The organism is Allobosea sp. CER48, from assembly GCF_044752385.1.
GTDB lineage: Bacteria > Pseudomonadota > Alphaproteobacteria > Rhizobiales > Beijerinckiaceae > Allobosea.
The window spans coordinates 1-2,920 of the sequence record NZ_JBIWYK010000399.1 but is presented as its reverse complement, the minus strand read 5'-3'; the positions used below and the strand labels follow the sequence as shown (position 1 = coordinate 2,920).

The window sequence follows — 2,920 nt, the reverse complement described above, 5'->3', positions numbered from 1 at the left end:
CCCGGCGCGCGCGCAACCAGCGCCCAACCCGCCGGCCGAGGCTCGCCCGCCGATTCCCCGCGCGCTGCTCGCCAATGGCGCGGTGACCCGCCTCGCGTATGTCGTGACCGGCGACAAGGCCGTCGACGACATGTCGAAGGCCGGACTGACCGGGCTCAACACCGTCCTCGGCGCGCGGACGGCATTGGAGCCCGGCGAGCCGGTCGGCGTCACCGTCGAGCGCGACGAGCTCGCGTTCTTTCCGGTGCTCTACTGGCCGGTGGTCGCCGGCCGGCCGATCCCCACGGCCGAGACGCTGCGCAAGCTCGAGGCCTACATGAAAGGCGGCGGGCTGGTGATCTTCGACACGCGCGACGCGATGAGCGCCCGGCCCGGCGGCGGCACGACGCCGGAGGGCGACCAGCTCCGGCGCATGCTGCAGACGCTCGACATCCCGGAGCTCGAGCCCTTGCCCCGCGACCACGTGCTGACCAAGACCTTCTATATCCTCGACGAGCTCGTCGGCCGCTATGACAGCGGCACGACCTGGGTCGAGACATTGCCGCCCGCGGACAGCGACGGCCGGCGGCCGGCGCGTGCCGGCGACAACGTCTCCCCCATCATCATCACCGCCAACGACCTCGCTGCGGCCTGGGCCATCGACAAGCGCGGGGAAGGACTGGTGCCGCTTTCCGGCGCCGATCCACGGCAGCGCGAAATGGCACTGCGCGGCGGCATCAACCTGGTGATGTATGCGCTGACCGGGAACTACAAGGCCGATCAGGTCCATGTCCCGGCCCTGCTCGAGCGCCTGGGCCAATGACGATGTGGAGCATTTCCCTTGCCCCGCTCGTGCCCCTGCCGCTGCTGATCGGCCTTGCCGTTCTGGCGGCGCTGGCCGCCGGCGCCGCTCTCGTTCTGGCCGGACGCAGCGCCATCCTGCGCGCGCTCGCGCTCACCACGCTCGCCCTTGCCCTCGCCGATCCCTCGCTCGTGTTCGAGGAGCGCGAACCGGTGAAGGACGTCGTTCCCGTGGTCGTCGACCGTTCGGCCTCGAACCGCCTCGCGGACCGTTCCGCCCAGACCGATGCCGCGGTGGCCGAGGTCGAACGGCAATTGCGCGGCATCCCCAATGTCGAGCCGCGGATCGTCGAGCTGCGCGATGCGCAGGGATCGAGTGACGGCACGCGCCTGTTCGAGGCGCTGGCGTCGAGCCTTGCCGACGTCCCGTCCGAGCGCGTCGCCGGCGCCATCGCCATCACCGACGGCCTCGCCCATGACACGCCGCCCAACGCCGAGGCACTCGGCCTGCGTGCGCCGCTCCATGTTCTCACCACCGGCCGCAACGCCGAAATCGACCGTCGCATCATGCTGGTCGACTCGCCGCGCTTCGGTATCGTCGGCAAGGATCAGGTCATTCGCCTGCGCGTCCTGGACAAGAACGGATCAAGCCGGGCCGGCCTCACCATCCGCCGCGATGGCGAGATCATCGCACGCCGCGATGTCGCCACCGGCCAGATCGTGCAGGTACCGATCCGCATCGATCGCGGCGGGCCGAACGTCGTCGAGATCGAGGCGGCGCCGCTGGACAACGAACTGACGCTCGCCAACAACCGCGCGGTGATCACCATCGAAGGGGTCAGGGACAAGCTGCGCGTCCTGCTGGTCTCGGGCGAGCCGCATCCGGGCGAGCGCACCTGGCGCAATCTGCTCAAGGCCGATGCCAATGTCGATCTCGTCCACTTCACCATCCTGCGCCCGCCGGAAAAGCAGGATGGCACGCCGATCAACGAGCTCTCGCTGATCGCCTTTCCGACGCGCGAGCTGTTCCAGGTCAAGATCAAGGAATTCGACCTGATCATCTTCGACCGCTACGCCAACCAGTCGATCCTGCCGCTGCTCTATTTCGAGAACATCGTCCGCTATGTCCGCGACGGCGGCGCGCTGCTCGTCGCTGCCGGCCCCGAATATGCGGGTTCGCAGACGCTCGCGCGGACACCGCTCGGCCAGATCCTGCCGGCAGTGCCGGATGGCAGCGTGATCGACGAGGCCTACCGAGCCCAGGTCAGCGAGCCCGGCAAGCGCCACCCTGTCACCCGCGACCTGCCGGGCTCGGAAGTCTCGCCGCCGCGCTGGGGCGAATGGCTGCGCATGGTCGGCGCCCAGGCCCGCAGCGGGGCTGCTCCCGTCATGACCGGCCCCGACGAACGCCCCCTCCTGATGCTCGCCCGCGAGCAGAAGGGCCGCGTCGCACTCTTCCTGTCGGATCACGCCTGGCTGTGGGCCCGCGGCTTCCGTGACGGCGGCCCCTATCTCGACCTGCTGCGCCGCCTGAGCCACTGGTTGATGAAGGAACCGGAGCTCGAGGAGGAGGCGCTGCGCGCGACCGCCCGCGGCGGCACCATCGAGGTCGAACGCCAGACGCTGAGCGACAATCCCGCGCCCGTCACCATCACCGGGCCCGACGGACAATCGCGATCGGTCCCCTTCGAAGCCGGGCGCCCCGGGCTGTTCACAGCGCGCATCCCGGCAAGCGATCAGGGCCTTTACCGCCTGACCGCCGACAACCTCACGGCCTTCGCCAGCGTCGGCCCCGAGAATCCGCGCGAGCTGATGGAAGTCGTCAGCGACCCCGCGGCGCTGCAGAATCTCGCACAGGCGACGGGCGGCTCCTCACGTCGGATCGGCCAGGAGAACGGCTCCGGCGTCAACCTGCCGCGCATCGTGCCGGTGCGCTCGGGCAGCCAGTTCGCCGGCAATGACTGGATCGGACTCAGGATCAGCGATTCCGGCATAGTGCGCGGCGTGCAGATCTCGCCGCTCTTCGTCGGGTTCCTCGGCCTCGCGATCCTCTTCGGCGCGCTCGTCGCCGGCTGGCTCGGCGAAAGCGGGCGTCGCTTCAAGCGTCAGGCGTAACCTGCCGCAGCCTGCACTCGCGAGG

2 protein-coding genes are annotated in these 2,920 nt (G+C 69.8%); both read left to right on the top strand.

Translation table 11 applies throughout. The annotated features are described in order from the left end of the window. Positions 1 to 802, top strand: an 802-nt coding sequence (locus ACIPIA_RS13500) for a DUF4159 domain-containing protein (protein WP_400510288.1), incomplete at its 5' end; no start/stop codon positions are given. Between the two features lie 2 nt (positions 803 to 804). After that, positions 805 to 2,895, top strand: a complete 2,091-nt coding sequence (locus tag ACIPIA_RS13495) for a hypothetical protein (protein ID WP_400510289.1) — start codon at positions 805 to 807, stop codon at positions 2,893 to 2,895. Positions 2,896 to 2,920: the final 25 nt, after the last annotated feature.

Coding starts and splice junctions, on each gene's coding strand:
- ACIPIA_RS13495 (WP_400510289.1), top strand. CDS start 805: ATGTGGAGCATTTCCCTTGCCCCGCTCGTGCCCCTGCCGCTGCTGATC.